Raw genomic sequence first — 19,709 nt, 5'->3', positions numbered from 1 at the left:
AGAGATTCTGAAAATAGATACTTGCAGATATGGCAATAAAAATCGTTTGCACTATCTTTGCACCACTCTATAGTTGAATATGCAGAAGGTAGTACAATACATCGAGCACCACAAGCTCTTCTCGCTGGACGACAAGATACTTGTGGCACTGAGCGGCGGGGCGGACTCCGTGGCGTTGCTGCGCCTGCTCCTCAGCCTGGGATACACATGCGAAGCCGCCCATTGCAACTTCCATCTGCGCGGAGCGGAATCCGACCGCGACGAGCACTTTGTACGCCAGCTCTGCCTGGAGCACCGGGTGACGCTGCACACCGTCCACTTCAACACGGAGCAGGAAGCAAAGGAACGGCATATCTCCATCGAAATGGCTGCAAGGGAATTGCGCTACGCGTGGTTCGAAAAAACAAGGGAAGCATGCAGTGCAGCCGTCATTGCCGTCGCCCACCATCAGGATGACAGTGTGGAGACATTGCTGCTCAATCTGATTCGCGGCACCGGCATCAACGGGTTGCGGGGCATACGCCCCCGAAACGGACATATAGTCCGCCCCTTGCTCTGCCTGGACAGAAAGGAAATCGTCGGTTATCTGGAAAGTATCGGGCAATCCTACGTGACGGACAGCACCAATCTGCAGGACGAATATACCCGCAACAAAATACGCTTGAACCTGCTTCCCATGATGCAGGAGATAAACCCCTCCGTCAAGGAAAGCATCCTCAAAACGGCAGAGCATCTGGACGATGCGGCCTCTATATATAATATAGGTATAGAAGAAGCCAAACTGCGGGTCAAGACATCGGAAGGCATAAGTATCAACGCCCTGAAGCAAGAAACGGCATCGGAAACGGTCTTATTTGAGATCCTGCATCCGCTCGGGTTCAACGCCGCACAAGTAAGGGACATCTGCCGGACATTGGACGGACAGCCCGGCAAAGTCTTTGCCACCCCCGGCTGGCGTGTCATCAAAGACCGCGGCTCGTTGTTGATAGAGCCCGTACAAGAAGCCGTAAAGCCCTTATTGGAAATAAAAGAACATCCCTATACACCGGATTTCATGATTCCACGCAACAAAGCCACCGCCTGCTTTGATGCCGACAAACTCCAGCATCCCCTCTCGCTACGCCTTTGCAGGCAGGGAGACAGCTTCGTGCCCTTCGGCATGAAAGGCCGGAAGAAGGTAAGCGACTACCTGACCGACCGCAAGTTCTCCCTTCTGCGCAAAGAACGGCAATGGGTGCTTTGCTGCGGAGATGACATCATCTGGCTGGTGGGAGAACGGGTGGACAACCGTTTCAGAATAGACGAAAAAACCCGGAAAGTGCTGGTCGTATCAACCATCGACCAGTAGCCATCACAGAATAATTCTGTCCTCCTTCTGTTTCTTGAAGCAATCGGAAAGCAATACGGCAAACGGCGTGTCATACGTGCGCGCCTTCTGCGGACAGCCTTTCACACAAGCACAACATTTGATGCATTTCTCTGCAACCGTATTGCACTCGTCTCCTTTTATAATGGCTCCTGCAGGACAATGCTTCACGCAATATCCGCAATGCGTACAACGTTCCGCATCCACTTGCGGAGTACGGGGCATAGGCACCCCACTCTTACGCAACTTGACGACTCTGCGCAAAAAGCGGAGCAACGGGAAGAAAGGCTGGCGCGGACGCTGGATACGGGTCACATCCACCCCATACAGTTTCTCCATATCTTCGGCCGCCGCAATTTTAGCACGTATTTTTTCACCAAAAAGCTTTGCATACTCCAAGTCGTCCGCATCCGGACGTCCGGCTGCCACCGGATATTTCTCACTGCTATAAGAGTGCTCTCCTACAAACGTAGCACCTGCAATTACCTTGAAGCCCAACTTCGTGACAAAAGCATCCAATTCCACCAAAGCCTTCTCATAGGCCCGGTTGCCGTACACCACCACAACCACGGCAGGTGCACCGTCAGCATGAAGCTCCTTCATCCGCTCCAATGCCAAAGGAGCCACATGGCCGCCATATACGGGCACCGTGATGACCGCCAAAGCATGGGAAGGTACCTCCCTTTTACCCGCCGCCTCCAAGGTGAGGTCCACTTTGGAGACAGACGAAATTCCCGTTCCGTGAACAATTGCCTCTCCCACTTGTTTAGAGGTACAAGTAGGTGAAAAAGTTATCAACTGTACTTCATCTATATTCATAAACCAATCCTTCATGTTGTTGTTAATACAGCAAAGATAAAGTTTTAAATTTAAAAAAAAGATGATTTGTTTATGAAACCAAAAATATTTATTACCTTTGCACCGTTGAAACATTCTGCGACTTCTTGCTGTGGCAAGAATTGTTTATCAGATTTCCGGTTCAATAATAAATATCCCATATAAATCATATATCACAAGGTAAACTTGCCCAAGTTGCTTCCTACAATAATTGCAACTGTGCACTTATGCCTTTCAATAAAAGTAAATTTTAAACCATTCACATATATACTGTATGTATAACATCATTCAACTGAACGACAAAAATTTGTCGGAACTACAAACTATTGCCCAAGAACTGGGTATAAAAAAAACAGACTCACTCAAAAAAGAAGAACTTGTTTACAAGATACTTGACGAACAAGCTATCGCAGGCGCTACCAAGAAAGTTGCCGCCGACAAGCTGAAGGAAGAGCGTAAAGGGGAAAAGCAAAAACGCTCGCGCGTCACTGTAAAGACCGTAAAAAAGGAAGGTGCCGACAAAGTGTTCTCAGCCAATAAAAACGGAGACCTCACCAAAGCCAAAACAGAGGAAGCACCGGCTGCGAAAGAACAACCCAAAACTGTGGAAGCACCCCAAGAACCGACCATAGAAGCTGCAACGCCGGCGCCAGCCAAAGAAGCCGCCGTACCCAAACGCAAACCGGGACGCCCCCGCAAGGTAAAGGAAGAGACTGCTGCACCCCAAGTAACGGAAACCCCGAAGGTTGCCGAACCGGAATTGAACTTCGAGGCTAAAGCTCCGAAAACAGAACCTCAGGCAGAAGCCAAAGCAGAAAAGAATATCGTACCGGACGAAAGCCCTATCCTGGCCGAAGCGGCAGATGACTTCATCCCCATTGAAGACCTCCCTACGGAAAAAATAGAATTGCCATCCGAACTTATCGGCAAATTCGAAGCGACCAAAGCGGAAACTCCCGCCACTCCCACTCCTGCCGCTGCCCCAGCCGAACCGCAACAGCCACAACGCCCGCGCCTCCGCGCCCGCGACAACAACAACCCATACAATAACAACAACAATAACAACCGCAACGGTGGCTATAACCAACAGCGCCCCGTGCAGCAGCGCCCTGCACAACCGTATAACAACGGAGAGAACTATCCCGCCGCTCCGGAACGCAAACCCGTAATAGAACGCGAGAAGACGTACGAATTCGATGACATCCTCACCGGAACCGGTGTACTGGAAATCATGCAGGATGGCTACGGCTTCCTCCGTTCCTCCGATTACAACTATTTGTCCTCACCGGACGATATTTACGTATCACAATCACAAATCAAATTGTTCGGCCTGAAAACCGGTGATGTGGTAGAAGGCGTAATCCGTCCCCCGAAAGAAGGCGAAAAGTACTTCCCGCTGGTAAAAGTATCCAAAATAAACGGACGTGACCCGGCTTTCGTACGCGACCGCGTACCGTTCGAGCACCTCACTCCCCTCTTCCCGGACGAGAAGTTCAAGCTTTGCAAAGGCGGATACTCCGACTCTATGTCGGCCCGTGTCGTAGACTTGTTTGCCCCCATCGGCAAAGGTCAGCGTGCCTTGATTGTGGCACAGCCCAAAACCGGTAAGACCATCTTGATGAAAGACATAGCCAACGCCATTGCCGCCAATCATCCGGAAGTCTACATGATTATGCTGCTCATCGACGAACGCCCGGAGGAAGTTACCGACATGGCGCGTACCGTCAATGCGGAAGTAATCGCCTCTACCTTCGACGAACCGGCAGAACGCCACGTGAAGATTGCCGGCATCGTCCTTGAAAAAGCAAAACGCATGGTGGAATGCGGACACGATGTTGTCATCTTCCTCGACTCCATCACCCGCCTGGCACGTGCCTACAACACCGTATCCCCGGCTTCCGGCAAAGTGCTTTCCGGTGGTGTGGATGCCAACGCATTACATAAGCCCAAACGCTTCTTCGGTGCAGCACGTAACATCGAGGGCGGCGGTTCACTGACCATCCTTGCCACTGCCTTGATTGACACTGGCTCAAAGATGGACGAGGTTATCTTCGAAGAATTCAAGGGTACGGGTAATATGGAGTTGCAGCTCGACCGCAACTTGTCCAACAAGCGTATCTTCCCGGCTGTCAACATCGTTGCCTCCAGCACTCGCCGCGATGACCTGCTGCAAGACAAGCAGACACTGGACCGCATGTGGATTCTCCGCAAATACCTTGCCGACATGAATCCGATAGAAGCCATGGACTTCGTAAAAGACCGTCTGGAGAAGACCAAAGACAACGACGAATTCTTGATGAGTATGAACAGTTAACAACAACTACATACAAATATTGTACAAAAGCTTCTATTTACGTTCATAAACGTAGGTGGAAGTTTTTGTATATCCGTTTTTTCATACATTTGCCGCCATACAATAACCTTGAACAAATAAATTCCAAATCTGATGAAACCGATTTACTCTTTTATGAGAATGGCATTATAAATGCTTTCTGGTGATGGCACAGCAATCACCCAATTTTCTTATTATCCAATGCGACCATTTAATCCAACGGCTAGTAGGCGCATACGATGCCGCCCCCAAACATCTGTTACACGTAGCCTTTTATGGAACTGATACCACATCAAACCAATGTACGTTTTATAAAGCCGAGCACATCAATCTCCCACTGCCCGACAGCATTTCGCCCTAGGGAAGCCTCTTTACTGCCAACGGTTATGCAGCTGTCCACTTAAAAAACGTGGTTCGAAATAAGAGCCTGTTTAAATATTCCTCAATAATAATCTTATAGTGGCTAATTTGACCATTTCCTCTGCCGAGTCGAATGTTAGTTCATAGTTTCGGCAGAGCCTTCTATTGTAATCCATCCATGAGAATGTTCTTTCCACAATCCATCTCTTTTGAATGGGTCTGAATCCCTGTTCCTTGTACGCACTGATAACAACCTGAATGACATATCCGAATTTCTTTCTTATGTTATCGACAAGTTCTCCTCGGTAACCTCCATCGGCAAGAATGTTTCTTACACTGGAGCACATCTCCTTAAGAACCCTCATCAGCAAATAAGCGGCTTTACTGTCATGCACATTAGCTATGGTGACCATAACGGCAATAAGAAAGCCATTCTTATCCACTATGACATGCCGTTGTATGCCTTTTACCTTTTTGTTTCCATCAATACCGTTCAAAGAAGCATTGTTCCCACATCTGACTGTATTTTCCATTTTTCCTGATTTATATTTGTTTATTGTTAATTCTTACGATTATTTTCCCGATTTCGGTTTTGGATTACTCATTGTCATGATGCGCATTGTTGTTCCCCGGAGAGTGCAACCGGGAAATCACTTTTTCGGCATATTGCCTGCCGATGGGTAAGGTCTGCCCGGTGGTAAGCCGAAGTTCCTGTTTGTTGAAATGCTAAATGCTGTCGAGCTGGACGATGAACGAACGATGTATGCGGATGAAGTTCCGGGGCGGCAACAGTTCCGTTATCGCTTTGAGGTTCATGCGCGAAAGCGTGTAGCATCCCTTGCGACGGAAAATTTTGCAATAGTTTTCCATTGCTTCGATGTAGAGTATGTCGGAAACAGGAATCACTACATTGTTGTATTCCTGCTTGACGATGATGCACTCTTTTTCATTACGGATATATTCCAGCCGCCGCACTGCTTTTTCCACGGCTGTCTTGAACCTTTCGTAGGAGAACGGTTTGTGCAGGAAATCGGCGGCATCGAGGTCGAATCCGTCGAGGGCGTAGCGAATGTAGGCTGTGGTGAAGATGAAGCAGGTCGATGCCGGCAGTTTGCGTGCGATGTCGAGACCGTTCAGGCAGTCCATCTCTATGTCGAGGAAAACGATGTCGGGTTGCCTGTCGATGACGGCTTGCAATCCTTCTTGCGGTTCGCTGTAGGTAAGCAGGTCGAGACCGCCCGTCCGCAAGCAGAATTGGGATATGACGGACAGTGCTATGGGTTCGTCGTCTATGGCGATGCAATTTATTTTTTTCATTTGAGGCGTATGGTCAGATTCAGTTCATACTCGGAGTTTTCTTCCCGGGCGGTCAGCGTGAAACGTCCGGGATAGAGCAGTTCCAACCGTGCGCGGCAGTTTTCGATGCCGACGGCAGGCTCCTTTTCGTGCCGCTTTTTCATGATGCCGTTTTGCGTCGTGAAACGGAGCGCGCCCTCTTCGATTTCCATACGGATGCGTATCGTGCAGTCTTTGCTCGAAGACGCACCGTACTTGAAAGCGTTTTCCACGAAGGTGACAAGCAGCATCGGGGGTATGCGCAGCGTATCGTCGTCCGTTTCGCATTCCCAAACGACTTTCGTGTGGCGGTTCAGACGGAGGGATTGCAAATCGATGTAGTGACCGATGTAGTCTATCTCGTCGCGGACAGCAACCGTGTCGTCTTTGGCATGGGTGTACATGTACTGCACCATGTCGGCGAATTGGGCGAACGCCGATTCGGCCTTTTCGGATTTCTGAATGACAAGCCCGTAAAGGGTGTTGAGCGTGTTGAACAGAAAATGGGGGTCGATCTGTGCCTTGTAGAGTGCCAGCTCGGCCTTGTCTTCTGGCTTTCCAGTTCCTTCTTGGCCAGCGTTTGCCGGAAAAGCTCGAAAATCAGACTGACAGAAAGGCTGAACCCGCTCACGACAAGAAAAAGGAACCATACCGTCTGGCTGCGCAGGTGCTCTTTCAGATGGGGATGCAGAGCCGAGTTGTCCGCTGCACTTTCAGGATAGGGAAACAGTGACAACAGATAGGTTGTCCCCAGGAACAGCAGAATGAATGCCGCCATCCTGCCGTACCGGCGATTCATGAAAAGTTGCGGAAAATTGACTTTGCGTATGGCGAAGTAAAGGACGTACATATAAGCCACGAGACTTACGGCGAAGAGTGTGTATTTTTCTATCCATTTTTCCACCGGAACCATCGTGATGATGAGCGGCAGGATAATAACGCAAAAAATCAGGTCGATGGACAAGGTTATATTTTTTTCTTTCATATTCCGTTCATTATAAATAATTTATTTGCAAAGATACTTATTCCGGAAGTCGCGTACAAGAATTGTCCCCGACGTTTACCACCGCAATTCCACCGTTCGTCAACGCTATTTTCCCGACCCGTCGATTTCTTCGTAATATTGTGTCCAAAAAAACTTTCGGTATGAATAACGGATATAAAACAAAAATGATTTTTGCCGCTTGTGCCCTGTGCCTTTTCGCCTGCAACGGAGGCCGCGACGGGCGGCAGCAGGGAACTGCGGCTTACCGGACGGATACGGTAACGTTGAGCAGCCGCACGCTCCGCAGTGGTTATACGGCTACCATACGGGGGTATCAGACCGTGGAGATTCGCCCGCAGGTAAGCGGTCAGATTACGGACATCCGGATGAAGGAGGGCGATGCGGTACGTAAGGACAGCGTATTGTTCGTCATCGACCAAGTGCCTTACAAGGCTGCGCACGACATCGCCGTCGCCAATGTAAAAAGTGCCGAAGCGGTGCTCTCCACCTCCCGGCTGGTCTGGAGAGCAACAAGGGGCTTTTGGAAGAAGAGGTGGTTTCGGAGTTCGACTTGCAGACCGCCCGCAACGAGGTCATGGAAGCGGAAGCCAAGCTCGCATTGGCCGAGGCCGAAGAGAAGAGCGCCCACAACAACCTGTCGTACACAGAGGTGGAGTCGCCCGTGAATGGTGTGGCGAGCATGATTCCCTACCGGGTAGGCGTATTGGTCAGCAGCACATCCGGCGACCCGTTAGTCACGGTGTCGGACGACAGCCGGGTGTATGCTTATTTTTCGATGGCCGAAAATCAGATGTTGGACATGATTCAGCGATACGGCTCCCTGAAGCATGCCATCGAGGAGATGCCTGAAGTGGAGTTGAAAATGAGCAACGGGCAGATGTATTCCTGCAAAGGCCATATCGACGCTGTGAGCGGCACCATCGACGAGAGTACGGGAGCTGTGAGCCTGCGTGCCGTCTTCCCGAACAAGGAGAGGCTGCTGCGCAACGGTGGCAGCGGCACGGTGCTGATTCCTTCCGTGCGCGAAAACTGCATCGTCATTCCGCAGGCTGCCACGTATGAATTGCAGGACCGCATCTTCGTCTATAAGGTGGTGGACGGCAGGGCCGTCTCTACCCGTATCGAAGTTTTCCCGCAGAACGACGGAAAAGAATATATCGTGGAATCGGGGCTGAAGGCGGGCGACGTCATTATCGCCGAAGGTGCCGGACTGGTGCGCGAAGGTGCTGTTGTCGAACCTAAAAACACACGGGGAGAATAACTTATGAAGATACAAACGTTTATCGACCGACCGATACTGGCCGGTGTCATTTCGGTCTTCATTACGCTGTTGGGCATCATCTGCCTCGTCCAGTTGCCGGTGGAACAGTTCCCGGAAATCGCGCCTCCCACTGTGCTTGTGTCGGCTACCTATCCCGGTGCGAATGCCGAGACGGTGCAGAAAAGCGTGGTGGTGCCGCTCGAAGAGGCCATCAACGGTGTGGAGAACATGATGTACATGGTGTCGTCCGCCACGAACACGGGTTCCGCCACGATCCAGATTTATTTCCGGCAGGGAACGGACGGCGACATGGCAATGGTCAATGTGCAGAACCGGTTGGCTTCGGCACAAGGGCAACTGCCCGCCGAAGTGACCAAGAGCGGCCTGACCGTGCGTAAACGCCAGACGAGCCGCATCAAGACGCTGGCTCTCTACAGTCCCGACGATTCGTTCGACGAAAAGTTCCTGTGCAACTATATGAAGATAAACGTCGAGCCCCGTTTCGCCCGTATTGCGGGTGTCGGCGAGGTGGACGTCAAGGGTGCGGACTACTCCTTGCGGATATGGCTCAATCCGGGCAAGATGGCGCAATACGGTCTTGTTCCGTCGGACATACGCAAGGTGCTCGACGAGCAGAATCTGGAATCGCCGACCGGAACGCTGGGTGCCGAATCGGAACATACGTTCCGTTATGTGCTGAAATATCGCGGACGTTACGACAAGGAGACCGACTACGAGAATCTGGTGGTCAGCGCGCAGGAAAACGGAACCGTCCTGCGCCTGAAAGACGTGGCGCGGGTCGAACTGGGCTCGAAAACCTACGAGTACATCGGTTCCGTGAACGGGCATCCGGGCACTACCTGCATGATTTCCCAGACCTCTGGCTCGAATGCCAACGAAATTATCGAAGAGATCGACAAGGTGGTGGCGGAAATATCCGAGAATCTTCCCAAGGGGATGGCAATCGCCGACCTGATGAGTACGAAGGATTTTCTGGACGCCTCCATCCGGAATGTGGTCAAGACCCTGATTGAAGCCGTCCTGCTGGTGGTGCTCGTAGTCTATGTGTTCCTCCAGAACATACGTTCCACGCTTATACCGACCGTCTCAATCATCGTTTCGCTGATAGGCACCTTCGCCTTCCTGTACGTGGCGGGATTCAGCTTGAACATGATTACGCTCTTCGCTCTCGTACTGGTCATCGACACGGTGGTGGACGATGCCATCGTGGTGGTCGAAGCGGTGCAGGCCAAGTTCGACGAGGGGTACCGTTCGCCTTACGAAGCCACAATCCGGGCGATGGACGGCATATCGTCCGCACTGCTGACCTCCACGTTCGTTTTCATGGCGGTGTTTATTCCCGTCAGTTTCATGGGCGGTACGACAGGCACGTTCTATATGCAGTTCGGACTGACGATGGCCGTTGCCGTCGGCATTTCGCTGCTCAATGCACTTACGCTCAGTCCGGCTCTTTGCGCCCTGCTCATGACGCCCCACACGGAGGTTACCGCAGGAGAACGGCCCGGTTTCTCTACCCGTTCCCATCTGGCTTTCGATGCGGCTTTCAACCGAATGCTCGTGCGCTACAAGAGCGGAGTGCTCTTTCTGTTCCGCCGCAAATGGCTGGCCGGACTGTCATTACTGCTGGCGTGCGGCGGGCTGGTATATCTGATGCAGACGACGAAAACCGGACTGGTCCCGAACGAGGATATGGGTACGATCAATATTGACGTTCAGACGCCTCCCGGCACCAATTTGCAGCAGACCGCCAGAATCATGGAGGAAATAGACCGTAAAATCGGCGACATTCCGCAAATCAAGGTATGTGCAAAGACCACAGGTATGGGCATGTTGAGCGGTATGGGTTCGTCGAGCGGTATGTTTACTATCCGTCTGCATCCCTGGGACGAGCGCACGGAAAAGGGAGATGACATCCAATCCGTCATCGACGAGATATACCGCCGCACGGCGGACATCACAGCCGCGAAAGTCATCGTCTTCACCCAAGCCATGATTCCCGGCTATGGTGCGAGCAACGGTTTCGAGATTCATTTGCAGGACCAGAAGGGAGGCAGCATCGAGGATTTGCAGAAAGTGGCCAATCGGTTGATAGAGGGGCTGAACGAGCGGCCGGAGATAGCCAAGGCTACCACCGCATTCGATACGAAATATCCCCAATATCTGTTGGAGGTCGATGCCGCACGGTGTAAACAGGCAGGTGTGTCGCCTGCCAATGTGCTGGATGTGTTGTCCGGGTATGTCGGAGGTATCTATGCCTCGAACATGAACAGGTTCTCCAAATTGTATCGTGTCATGGTACAGGCATCTCCGGAGTTCCGCCTCGACACCAAAGCGTTGAATAATATGTTCGTACGCAATGACAAGGGCGGCATGAGTCCCGTCGGACAATATCTGACCCTGACGAAAGTGTACGGGGCGCAGTCACTGGCGCGTTTCAATCTCTTCTCCGCCATTGCCATCAACGGTTCGGCGGCGGGCGGTTACAGTTCGGGCGAAGCCATTCAGGCTGTGCGGGAGGTGGCTGCCGAGGTATTGTCTGCGGGCTACGGTTACGAGTTCGGCGGCATGTCGCGCGAGGAGGCCGGTTCGGGCAGTTCGACGGTAATCATCTTCGTCATCTGCTTCGTTTTCATCTATCTGATTTTTTGTGCTCTTTACGAGAGCCTTTTCATGCCGGTAGTCATATTGCTCTCCGTACCTTTCGGGCTGGCGGGAAGTTTTCTCTTTGCCCGCATGTTCTCTCTGGAGAACAACATCTATATGCAAGTGGGGTTGTTGATGCTCATCGGTCTGTTGGCCAAGACCGCTATCCTGCTGACCGAATATGCCACCAAGCACCGTAAAATGGGAATGAGTATCGCCGCTGCCGCCATGTCTGCGGCAAAAGCCCGTCTGCGACCTATCCTGATGACTTCGCTGACGATGGTTTTCGGTATGTTGCCGATGATGTTCGCCAGCGGCGTGGGAGCCAACGGCAACATATCCATCGGCGTGGGTACGGTAGGCGGAATGCTTATCGGCACGGTGGCATTGCTGTTCATCGTTCCGGTGCTGTTCATCGTGTTCCAACGTATGGAGGAGGCCGTCATGCCCCGGCGTACCCTAAAACAGAAATAATCATGAAGAAAACAGTTCATTATATATTCCTTTTGCTTTTTCTGCTGCCGTTCATGAACGGTTGCGGAATCTATACGCGCTACGAACGGCCCGACTTGTCGTTCGCCGACAGTCTGTACACCGGTATCCGACAAGAGACGCAACAGACGGATAGCGCATCGTTCGCCAATCTTTCGTGGCGAGAGTTTTTTACCGATTCTCTGCTTCAACGGTGGATAGAATGCGGCATGGAGCATAACACCGACCTGCGTGTGGCCCGCCTGCGGACGGAAGAGGCGGAAGCCGTCCTGCAATCCTCCCGTCTGGCATTCCTTCCGTCCGTCTCTCTCGGCGGGCAGGGACAAGCAAGTCATTCCGACGGACGTCCTGCGCAACGAACCTATTCGGTCGGCCCTTCGGCAGAGTGGGAATTGGACATCTTCGGCCGGCAGCGCAATGCGAAAGCCGGAGCCAAGGCGGCTCTCGGGCAAAGCCGGGCATACGAGCAGGCGATGCAGACACGTCTGGTCGCCACCGTTGCCGACAGTTACTATACGCTGCTGATGCTCGACGAGCAGTTGCAGATCAGCCGCCGCACGCTGACGACATGGCAGGAGAATATCCGCACGCTTTCCGCGCTCAAACGGGCAGGAAAAACTACGGAAGCTGCCGTGTTGCAGGCACGTGCCAACAAGTTGGAGGTGGAAGGTTCCATCCTCACGTTGGAAAAGCGCATCGGAGAGCTGGAAAATACGGTCTGTGCATTGCTGGGAATTGCTCCTGTAAAGCTGGAACGCGGCGTGCTTGCCGACCGGCACTTTCCCGACAGCTTGTCCGCCGGGCTTCCTCTGTCGCTGGTCAGCAACCGTCCGGATGTGCGGGAGGCGGAGTTTGCCCTGATGCAGTCGTTCTATGCCACCGGCGAAGCCCGTTCGGCTTTTTATCCGCGTATCACGCTTTCCGGCACCATCAGATGGACCAATAATGCGGAGACCATATCCAATCCGGGAACGTGGCTTTTCAATGCGGTCGGTTCGCTGGTGCAGCCCCTTTTCCATAAAGGCGAGAACGTTGCCCGGCTGAAAATAGCCCGCGCACAGCAGCAGGAGGCATTGCTGCAATTCCGGCAGAGCCTGCTCGATGCCGGCAACGAGGTGAACAATGCACTTATCCTCTGGCAGACGGCCCGCAAGCGGCTGGGTATAGACCGCAAGCGGATTCTGAATCTGAAAGCCGCCGTATGGAATACCAAGTTGCTGATGAAGTACGGGCGAACCCACTATTTGGAAGTGCTCACCGCCCAGCAGAAACTTTTGCAGGCCGAACTGGCGGAATCGGAAGACCGCTATGACGAGATACAGGGCGTCATCACGCTTTACCATGCCCTCGGAGGCGGGACGAAATAGAACCCGGGAAACATCCGTCATCGGAAAAATGCCGTTCATAATCACTTGCTTGGATTGTGCTCGGGATGTCGATAAATTTGTATCAGCAACCTTGAAAAAAGGAGATTTTAAGTTTAATTAAACACATTACGAAAATGAAAAAAGTATTTATCGCTGCTGCTCTTTTCGCAGCCCTCGGCTTCAATGCCGCGTATGCCAACACTGTAATCGCACCGAAGGCTCAGATTTCGGTAACCGCCGAAAATGAATTCGAGGCTATCGAAACCGACCAGCTTCCGCAGGCTGTCAAGGATGCCGTAGCCAAGAGCTACGAGGGACAGACCATCAAGGCCGCCTATGTGAAGAACGAGGAGGGTGTCAAGACCTACAAGGTGACACTTGCCGATGCTGAAGGAAAGACTTCGGACGTGCTCTTCAACGAGAAGGGTGAGGTGCTGCCTGCCAAGTAAAAGTTCTGTTTTGCACAGGATTTTATTCTCAAAAGAAGCGTGATTGCATTTGGCATTCGCGCTTCTTTTTCAAAGTCGAATAACATACCATCTGTGACGATGGCTTTCATCTCTGGGAACCGATAATCTGTATTCTCAACGAGAATGGCATAGGCGTCTTGCATTATGATTTCAACGATTGCGGCAAGAGTGAAGGCGAGTTTCAGAATATGACAGTACTCAATGAGAATGAAGACCTCATAAGTATAATTTCCTATGTCAAGGCATTAACGATAACTGAAAACATATATCTTGTTGGACATTCACAAGGCGGGGCGTCACTTCAATTGCAAGCGAAGAGTATGACAACAAACAGATAAAGACCATAATATACCGTTGCTTCTGATTATGCGGTGAAGCTTGTCACTGACTGGCTAATTTCAAAATTGAAATAGCCTAATCAAACAACATTAACCGTTGATGCTGTTCCAAAAATCAAAATATTCCTTGTAGAAGCGGATATTTGATTTCAGCCTTCAACAGGGATACAACAAAAACGAGGGTGCCACATTTTGACACCCTCGTTTTTATTCTTTCACTTCACCGCGACGATATAGTAATCGAGCCAATCCGAACAGGTAACGCCGGAAGCCTGGGCGATAGGTTAGAAGGCGGTCGAACCAACCCAAATGCGGAGCGATAAATTTCACTACCAGTCCGACATAAATCATAGCGAACAGCGTTCCGATACCGATAACATTCCATTGCCAGCTCCCGAAAAAGAGATAACACCCAGCAACAGCGAGCAGTACGAGGGTCGTATCCACCCATATCTTTACTTTGGCGAAAGGACGCTTCGTTACCTGGCTGACGGTAATGGAAATGCCCTCGCCCGGCATGGTTACCGAGCCGCACCGCACCTCGAAGGCGATGCCGATGCCCATGATGGTACATCCAGCGAATTGGGCGAATATTTGCGAAGACCAAGTCGTGCATTCCAAACCGGCTGTCAATGCCATGTTAATATCTATAAGCCATCCGAATACGAATCCGATGACAAGCTGGAAGAGCTGCATGAAGTCGAAATTGCGGCGCAGTATGAGTATTTAGCAAAATACCAAGATAAAGTTCATCGCAATCGTGTATCCGCCAATTGTCCACTCAGGGACACGACTTATCAATCCCGCCAGCGAAAAAACGAACGGCAGTGAGGAGATTACGCTGCTGCCCAAAGAGGATTTTACACATAGAACGACTCCCAATGTCATCAGATACAATGAAATCAGAAGCAGGAGATGTTGCCAGAGGAATAATATTGCTTTTTCTTTTCTCTCAGTTGTTAAAGTCATACTCATATTCGATTATTTATGGCAAAGTTACAAAAAAAAGTGAAATGCGGAAAGATATAGTAATAGGGAACTCAATCAGATAACACCGAGGTTCAAGACTGAGGTAAAAGATTATAAAGGTTTTGGAGAATTCGGTGAAGGTGCATTCCGCATCTCACCTAAAGACTATGACCATCAGGCCATATTGCACGTATTACCACATCACTAACGAGATACAGGAAACTGTATCTACAAAGAACAACCGAATCTCCCGGAAAATCTGCGAGATGTAGCTTATTACACGCAAGTAAAGTTCGTAGATGCAGATAGACTATACGACATTAACAGCCCAGAAGTTTTTATACAGTTTACAACAGATCATTATGGTGAACTGGAACTCTTACGCTTGAATGTCATTGCAACGAAGGTGGCGTAACAGAGTTAGATGAAAGTGATGAAATTACACAATTCCAGAAAGATTTTCCTGCAACATACACCACATTAGAATTTCGGAAAGCAACATCGCTCTCCCAATAATATAATCCCAGACGCTTGCTGCCAAAGACAATCTCCTCCATATCCAAACCGCAAACACGGAGAGAAGCAATACAAGCATGCGCTATGGCATTGTCCGGCAGACAGGTGACAAATTCCATAGGGATGCTGAAATGTGCCAACGACATAGCAACATTAGCCTACCTGCCACCATAGATTGCAATAACTCATTGAACTGGGAGAAACGGCGAAATCTTGGAGTAATCAGACGAAACATCACTTCACCAAAAGTCAACACTTTCTTGTCTGTTACAGTTTTTTATTCATAAATATACAAATTGAAGTCAAATATATCAATTGAAAGTCAAAAATACTATCATTTTTCCAAGCAAACGCAAAGATTTGATAATTTTTATTTGTCATACAGAGGATAAGAAAGATATTAAACAGAATTGTTATACCTTTGCCACATCAAACTGTAAACGGCAGAGTGATAATAGATTCGTCAACCAAGCATAGTAAAAACGATTCAATGAATTCAGCAAAGAAAATACCCTCTCCACTCGTTTCTCTATTTCCCATCGCTTTTCTCGTAGGAATGCTGTTCGCCACCATCCATACTTTCGGAAGTGACGCCTTGAGTGGAGGAAGCCAGATTTCCCTGCTTGCCACCACTGGTATGTGTGTCTTTATCGGCATGGCTTTCTACCGCATCCCTTGGAAAGATTATGAACTTGCCATCACCAACAACATTTCAGGTGTTGCCACAGCTATCATTATTCTATTGATTATCGGTGCTTTGAGCGGCACATGGATGATAAGTGGGGTGGTACCTACCCTTATATATTATGGTATGCAGATTATCTATCCGAATTTTTTCCTTGCTTCTACCTGCATTATTTGTGCATTGGTATCAGTAATGACGGGAAGTTCATAGACCACTATCGCCACCATCGGTATCGCCCTTTTGGGCATAGGCAAGGCACAAGGTTTTGAAGAGGGATGGATAGCCGGTGCCATCATTTCGGGAGCCTATTTCGGAGACAAAATTTCACCGTTATCGGATACCACGGTCCTTGCCTCATCCGTAACGGAAACACCGTTATTCAGCCATATCCGCTATATGATGATTACCACCGTCCCCTCTCTCCTCATCACCCTTGTCATCTTTACAGTAATGGGACTCACACACGAAACGAACAATACACAACAGATTGCGGAATTTACGGCAGCATTGGACGCCAAATTCAACATTACTTCCTGGTTACTGGCTGTTCCCGTGATTACGGGAATACTGATTGCCCGGAGAGTGCCTTCCGTCATCACACTCTTTCTCTCCACTCTGCTGGCAGGGATATTCGCCTTCATCTTCCAACCGGGACTACTGAATGAGATAGCGGAAGATGGGAATATGTTCAAAGGGATAATGATGACATTCTATGGCAGTACCAGTCTACAAACTGACAGTGACATGTTGACAGAACTGATTGCCACACGAGGTATGGCAGGAATGATGAATACCATCTGGCTCATCATCTGCGCCATGTGTTTCGGTGGAGCCATGACGGCAAGCGGCATGCTAGGAAGCATCACTTCCCTATTCGTCCGCTTCATGAAGAATACAGCCAGCATGGTAGCATCCACCGTATATTCCGGATTGTTCCTGAACCTTGCCACGGCAGACCAGTACATCAGCATTATCCTCACCGGAAACATGTTCAGCAACGTTTACGCAAAGAAAGGCTACGAAAGCCGGCTACTTAGCCGTACCACGGAAGATGCCGTTACCGTCACCTCCCCGCTTATCCCATGGAACACCTGCGGCATGACGCAAGCCACCATTTTGAGTGTACCCACACTGACCTACCTTCCCTATTGCTTCTTCAACCTTATCAGTCCGGTAATGAGTATCTTTATTGCTGCTATCGGATATAAAATAATTAAAAAACCGGTGAACAATCCTGGATAGGCATTGTTCTTGCAATAAACTTATAACGAACAATTTATTTAAACCTAAACAAAAAAAGATTCGATTATGAAAAAGTTTATTGCATTAGCAGCAGTAGTATTGGTAAGCATGGCAACAACGACCATGTATGCACAAGAGAGTAGAGCTGAAAAGCGCGCAGACCGTAAAGCCCAAAGAGACGCAGAACGTGCACGCCTGAAAGCTGAAGAACAAGCACAGGATGCCATTTCGTACGATGACGCAATGGCGGCCTTGAAAGCTCACCAGTTCGTAATGGAGGCAGACCAAGTGATGTTCCGCAACGGACAGACCGCATTTGTAAACTCCAACACCAACTTCGTATTGGTCAACCAAGGACGTGGCACCGTGCAGGTAGCCTTCAACACCGTATACCCAGGTCCTAACGGCATTGGCGGTGTAACAGTAGACGGAACCGTATCGGACATCCAAATAACTACCGACAAACGGGGCAACGTGAATTGTAACTTCAGCATCCAGGGTATCGGCATTTCCGCCCAGATATTCCTTACGCTGACCGATGGCTGGAACAACGCAACCGTAACCATCAGCCCGAACTTCAACTCCAACACCATGACTTTGAGCGGGAACCTGGTTCCGCTGGAACAATCCAACATATTCAAGGGACGTTCCTGGTAAAACCCTTATATAAATATATATATTCCCACTCCGCCACAAATCACACTAAAAAGTGTACATTTGTAGCGGAGTTTTTTATATACCAATGTCATGAGAGAATTTATCATTGCAGACAATCAAGATATCACCAAAGCAGGCATGATGTTCCTATTGGGCAGACAGAAAGACACCTCCCTGCTGCTGGAAGCCGACAACAAGGCAGAACTGATACAGCAACTACGCCTGCATCCCACCGCCGTTGTCATTCTGGACTATACCCTTTTTGATTTTTCGGGAGCCGAAGAGCTAATGGTACTTCACGAACGCTTCAAGGAAGCCGATTGGCTACTCTTTTCCGACGAATTGAGCCTACCGTTCCTGCGCCAGGTATTGTTCAGCAGCATGGCATTCGGTGTAGCGCTGAAGGATAATTCCAAAGAAGAGATACTGACCGCACTACAATGCGCCTCACGCAAGGAGCGATTCATCTGTAATCACGTCAGTAACCTGCTGCTCGCAGGCAACGGTTCCTCCTCCCCCACTCATCCTACCATCAAAGATGATTTACTGACTACTGCCGAACGGAGCATCCTAAAAGAGATAGCCCTGGGGAAAACAACCAAAGAAATAGCTGCCGAACGAAACCTCAGCTTCCATACGGTAAACAGCCACCGGAAGAATATCTTCCGGAAACTGGGTGTAAACAATGCGCACGAAGCCACCAAATATGCCATGAAGGCAGGCATCGTAGACTTGGTGGAATATTATATATAAATCTCCCCGCTCCCGACACACAGCCGGGCATCAGCATCATACACCACTCCGAACTGGCCCGGAGCAATGCCTTGCAGCTTTTCTTCCGAAACAATGCGGTAACCCTCCGCCTCCTTTTGCAACCTGCCTTTGACAAACTCCGGCGTATGGCGTATCTTGAAAGTCACCTCCACCTCTTCCTGCGCTCCCTTCCAGGGATTATCCGTAATGAAATGAAAATCGTACATACGGAATTCATAGCCGTATTGCAATGCCGTATCACATCCGCGGGACACGTAAATCACATTCTCCTCCACATCCTTGCGGACAACAAACCACGGTCCTCCACCCAACCCCAATCCTTTACGCTGGCCGATGGTATGAAACCAATAGCCCCGATGCTTGCCCAACTTTCTACCCGTTTCCAACTCCACAATATCCCCTTCCCTTTCGCCAAGGAAACGGCGCACAAAATCATTATAATCAATCTTTCCCAGAAAGCAGATGCCCTGACTGTCACGACGTCTGGCGCTGGGCAATCCGGCACGCAGGGCTATGTCACGAACCTCATTCTTCATCAGTCTGCCCAATGGAAACATCAGTTTGGAAACTTGCAGATAATCTATCTGTGCCAGAAAGTCGGTCTGGTCTTTCACGGAATCGGCAGCGGTACCGAGCCATGTCTTTCCATCCCTCAACACCGTAGTGGCGTAGTGCCCGGTTGCCGTGATATCGAAATCCTTCCCCACACGTTGCTCAAAGCACCCGAACTTTATCAGCTTGTTGCACATCACATCCGGATTGGGAGTCAAGCCACGTCTTATTTTATCAATGGCATAAGCCGCCACCTGGTCCCAATACTCCCGGTGCAGGTCCACTACTTCCAACGATAATCCATAACGCCGGGCAATGGCAGAAGCCATCTCCATATCCTCTTCCGCAGAGCAGTCCATATAATCGGCATCGTCCCTCCCTATTTTGATATAAAATAGAGAAGGACGGTAACCTTGTTCGCAAAGGAGATGTACCACCACGGAGCTGTCTACACCTCCCGACAATAATACAGCAATATTCATTCTA

General features: G+C 50.0%; 14 protein-coding genes and 3 pseudogenes. 10 read left to right on the top strand and 7 right to left on the bottom strand.

What is annotated here, in order from left to right:
* The first annotated feature begins 79 nt into the window (after window positions 1-79).
* Entirely contained in the window at window positions 80-1,348 is a 1,269-nt protein-coding gene (gene tilS / locus M1B78_RS01975) for a tRNA lysidine(34) synthetase TilS (RefSeq protein WP_257939756.1), read from the top strand.
* Between the two features lie 3 nt (window positions 1,349-1,351).
* On the opposite strand, the gene M1B78_RS01970 is transcribed toward tilS, so the two are convergent.
* Window positions 1,352-2,185 carry a 4Fe-4S binding protein gene (locus tag M1B78_RS01970; RefSeq protein WP_057253123.1) on the bottom strand — a complete coding sequence of 278 codons (834 nt, stop codon included), beginning with the start codon at window positions 2,183-2,185 and terminating at the stop codon, window positions 1,352-1,354.
* A 292-nt stretch (window positions 2,186-2,477) separates the two neighbouring features.
* On the opposite strand from M1B78_RS01970, the gene rho reads away from it, so the two are divergent.
* Complete coding sequence (rho, locus tag M1B78_RS01965) at window positions 2,478-4,517, top strand: transcription termination factor Rho (RefSeq protein WP_257939755.1); 2,040 nt, start codon at window positions 2,478-2,480, stop codon at window positions 4,515-4,517.
* 449 nt (window positions 4,518-4,966) lie between these two features.
* Here rho and M1B78_RS01960 read toward each other — a convergent pair whose 3' ends face one another.
* The 3 genes from M1B78_RS01960 to M1B78_RS01950 form a co-directional block, all read right to left on the bottom strand.
* Window positions 4,967-5,428 carry a transposase gene (locus M1B78_RS01960; protein WP_257939754.1) on the bottom strand — a complete coding sequence of 154 codons (462 nt, stop codon included), beginning with the start codon at window positions 5,426-5,428 and terminating at the stop codon, window positions 4,967-4,969.
* 193 nt (window positions 5,429-5,621) lie between these two features.
* Complete coding sequence (locus tag M1B78_RS01955; protein WP_346015103.1) at window positions 5,622-6,212, bottom strand: LytR/AlgR family response regulator transcription factor; 591 nt, start codon at window positions 6,210-6,212, stop codon at window positions 5,622-5,624.
* Window positions 6,209-6,880: a sensor histidine kinase gene (locus M1B78_RS01950; protein WP_257939753.1), complete on the bottom strand. Its 672-nt coding sequence runs from the start codon at window positions 6,878-6,880 to the stop codon at window positions 6,209-6,211. Before M1B78_RS01950 ends, M1B78_RS01955 begins: the two co-directional genes overlap by 4 nt.
* 496 nt (window positions 6,881-7,376) lie before the next feature.
* On the opposite strand from M1B78_RS01950, the pseudogene M1B78_RS18735 reads away from it, so the two are divergent.
* From M1B78_RS18735 to M1B78_RS01930, 5 genes and pseudogenes are all read left to right on the top strand, one after another.
* Window positions 7,377-7,619, top strand: a pseudogene (locus M1B78_RS18735) (efflux RND transporter periplasmic adaptor subunit); the annotation flags it as partial.
* 17 nt (window positions 7,620-7,636) lie between these two features.
* Window positions 7,637-8,497 carry an efflux RND transporter periplasmic adaptor subunit gene (locus M1B78_RS01945; protein WP_346015105.1) on the top strand — a complete coding sequence of 287 codons (861 nt, stop codon included), beginning with the start codon at window positions 7,637-7,639 and terminating at the stop codon, window positions 8,495-8,497.
* A 3-nt stretch (window positions 8,498-8,500) separates the two neighbouring features.
* Window positions 8,501-11,635 carry an efflux RND transporter permease subunit gene (locus M1B78_RS01940; protein WP_257939752.1) on the top strand — a complete coding sequence of 1,045 codons (3,135 nt, stop codon included), beginning with the start codon at window positions 8,501-8,503 and terminating at the stop codon, window positions 11,633-11,635.
* Between the two features lie 2 nt (window positions 11,636-11,637).
* Window positions 11,638-13,020: a TolC family protein gene (locus M1B78_RS01935; RefSeq protein WP_257939751.1), complete on the top strand. Its 1,383-nt coding sequence runs from the start codon at window positions 11,638-11,640 to the stop codon at window positions 13,018-13,020.
* Window positions 13,021-13,154: 134 nt separating this feature from the next.
* Window positions 13,155-13,469: a hypothetical protein gene (locus M1B78_RS01930; protein WP_136009465.1), complete on the top strand. Its 315-nt coding sequence runs from the start codon at window positions 13,155-13,157 to the stop codon at window positions 13,467-13,469.
* 566 nt (window positions 13,470-14,035) lie between these two features.
* On the opposite strand, the gene M1B78_RS01925 is transcribed toward M1B78_RS01930, so the two are convergent.
* Window positions 14,036-14,545, bottom strand: coding sequence for a DUF6198 family protein (locus tag M1B78_RS01925; protein ID WP_257939787.1), 510 nt, complete (start codon window positions 14,543-14,545; stop codon window positions 14,036-14,038).
* A gap of 722 nt (window positions 14,546-15,267) precedes the next feature.
* Window positions 15,268-15,548: pseudogene (locus tag M1B78_RS01920) on the bottom strand (sugar kinase); the annotation flags it as partial.
* A gap of 255 nt (window positions 15,549-15,803) precedes the next feature.
* Here M1B78_RS01920 and M1B78_RS01915 point away from each other — a divergent pair.
* The 3 genes and pseudogenes from M1B78_RS01915 to M1B78_RS01905 all read left to right on the top strand — a co-directional run bounded on the left by M1B78_RS01915 (window position 15,804) and on the right by M1B78_RS01905 (window position 18,650).
* Window positions 15,804-17,240: pseudogene (locus tag M1B78_RS01915) on the top strand (Na+/H+ antiporter NhaC family protein).
* 66 nt (window positions 17,241-17,306) lie between these two features.
* Entirely contained in the window at window positions 17,307-17,897 is a 591-nt protein-coding gene (locus M1B78_RS01910; protein WP_257939750.1) for a DUF4251 domain-containing protein, read from the top strand.
* A 90-nt stretch (window positions 17,898-17,987) separates the two neighbouring features.
* Complete coding sequence (locus M1B78_RS01905) at window positions 17,988-18,650, top strand: response regulator transcription factor (protein ID WP_005826511.1); 663 nt, start codon at window positions 17,988-17,990, stop codon at window positions 18,648-18,650.
* Here M1B78_RS01905 and mnmA read toward each other — a convergent pair.
* The gene (gene mnmA / locus M1B78_RS01900) at window positions 18,641-19,705 is read right to left on the bottom strand and encodes a tRNA 2-thiouridine(34) synthase MnmA (protein WP_005835905.1); all 1,065 of its coding nucleotides are present in this window, start codon (window positions 19,703-19,705) and stop codon (window positions 18,641-18,643) included. The genes M1B78_RS01905 and mnmA overlap by 10 nt on opposite strands.
* Between the last annotated feature and the right edge of the window lie 4 nt (window positions 19,706-19,709).

Origin of the sequence: Bacteroides muris (ex Fokt et al. 2023) (genome assembly GCF_024704895.1) — a bacterium.
In the GTDB taxonomy this organism is placed as follows: domain Bacteria; phylum Bacteroidota; class Bacteroidia; order Bacteroidales; family Bacteroidaceae; genus Bacteroides; species Bacteroides muris.
Note: the sequence above shows the minus strand (reverse complement) of the source record. Positions and strands in the feature narration are given on the sequence as shown.